General features: G+C 56.8%; 1 protein-coding gene. It reads right to left on the reverse strand.

Annotated features, from left to right (window positions below; translation table 11 throughout):
* Positions 1–213: 213 nt before the first annotated feature.
* Positions 214–1,908: a phospho-sugar mutase gene (locus ABCN01_RS09490; protein ID WP_342997062.1), complete on the reverse strand. Its 1,695-nt coding sequence runs from the start codon at positions 1,906–1,908 to the stop codon at positions 214–216.
* Positions 1,909–2,211 lie beyond the last annotated feature (303 nt).

The raw sequence follows: 2,211 nt of genomic DNA on the forward strand, positions 1-2,211 counted from the left end.
TCTCAAGGTGCACGCCCCGCGGCTGATCCGGTTGCACCGGGCCGCGCGGCAAGGAGATATATTGCCAGACCGGAGGGCCCCCGCGGGCGGGAATCTGGGCGTACACATTTCCTACACATATAAGGACTCTCGGCTGGCTGGATAAATATAGAGGGGACCTCGTTTCCGAGATCCCCTCTTTCGCCTATCTATAGTAATAGACTCTTAAATACCTTATGCCAGCAGCTTGCGGCCGGACTCCTCAATCGCGTCAAGTGCTGCATCTGCCTCGGCGGCATCCGCGCCCTTAGCGAAGATGTACAGCTTAATCTTGGGCTCGGTGCCGGAAGGACGAACAATACCCTTGTTACCACCCTCGAGATCGAACTCAATGACATTAGCCTTCGGCAGGCCGTTCACGCAGGTGTTGTAATCCACGACGGCCTCGATCTTGGAACCGGCGAGCTCCGCGGGCGGGTTCTCGCGCAGACCGGCCATGATGCCGGCCATCTTTGCCGCGCCCTCAGCACCCGGATAGCTCAGCGAAATCGTCTTGTTGTGATAGTAGCCATACTTCTCGTACAGCTCGTGCATCGCGTCGGCTAGGTTCTTGCCCTGGAGCTTGTAATACTGAGCCATCTGGCAAATCAGCAGCGAAGTGCTCACCGCGTCCTTGTCGCGTACGTGATCGCCGGCCAGATAGCCGTAGCTCTCCTCAAAACCGAAGATAAAGCGATCGACTTCACCAGCATCGGAAAGCGAGGTAATGATGTCACCGATGTACTTGAAGCCCGTCAGGCAGCGACGGAGCTCAAAGCCATACTCCTCGGCCAGAGCATCGACCATGGCGGAAGAAACAATGGTAGTAACCGCAACCTTCTTGGTGAGATCATCCCCGCGGGCGGCACGGGTCTTGCAAATATAGTCGAGCAGCAGGACGCCCATCTCGTTACCGGTCAGCAGCAGGTAGTCATCACCATTCTTGACGGCAACGCCAACACGGTCGGCGTCTGGATCGGTTGCAAGCAGCAAATCAGGGTGAACCTGCTCGCAGAGATCGATGCCCTTCTGCATGGCCTGACGGATCTCGGGGTTAGGATACGGGCAGGTCGGGAAATCGCCGTTAGGCTCCTTCTGCTCGGGAACAACCGTGACATCGGTGATGCCAGCACGCTCGAGCACCGTCGTGACGGGAATGAGGCCGGTGCCGTTGAGCGGAGTGTAGACGAGTTTAAGCGGAGCGCCAGCGATCTCCTCGGCAGAAAGGTTAGTCACGCCGCGGGCGAGAACGGCGTCGTAATAACGCTCAAGGCACGAGTCATCGATCCATTTGACCAGACCCTGCTCAAGAGCCTCATCAAAGTCCATAGAATTCACGCCGGTGAACGTATCGGTCTCGGCAATAGCCTTAGAAATTGCATCGGCGGCCTCACTGGTGATCTGGCAGCCGTCGGGGCCATAGGCCTTATAGCCGTTATAAGGCGCCGGATTATGGCTAGCGGTCATGCAGATGCCACCGGAGCACTTAAGGTCACGGACGGCCCAGGAAAGCGTCGACACGGGAGAAATCTTGGGATACACGAGGGCCGTCACGCCGTTTGCCGCAAGAATGGCAGCCGTCGTCTTAACGAACAGCTCGCCCTTATTGCGGCTATCGCGAGCGATGGCGACCGTCGGATGCTCGAAGGTAGCATTAAGGTAGTCAGCGAATCCCTGGGTCGCACGACCGACCGTATAGATATTCATACGGTTAGTACCTGCACCGATAGTGCCACGAAGACCGGCAGTACCGAAGGCGAGATCCTGGAAGAAAGCGTCGGTGATGGCGTCCTCATCACCCTGCTCCTTCATCGTGTTGAGCTCAGCGAGGAGCTCCTCATCCTTGACATTGGCAATCCAAGTATCAAGCAGCTCATGAACATCTGCCATGTGAGTCCTTCCGTCACAATCAATAAAACGACCCATGTAAAACAGGACAAGCGCATCAGCGCGCTAAAGCAAATATTAGTCCATTGAGAACAGAGAACCGGCCACAGAACGGTGAACGTTTATATTCACCGGTGGATGATTGGATTGATTTAATTGCTTAGTGAATGCCGCCTTTAACGCAAAAAAGGGGGAGGCCGCGTGGCCTCCCCCTTCTTCAGTTCAAGCAGACGGCTCGGTGCCGTCCACCGGTCAGCGGCGCCCTGGCCTCCCACGGGCTGACCCCGCAGTACTCTCGGCGCGATG

It is taken from the genome of Collinsella aerofaciens (assembly GCF_039062365.1).
Taxonomy (GTDB): Bacteria; Actinomycetota; Coriobacteriia; order Coriobacteriales; family Coriobacteriaceae; genus Collinsella.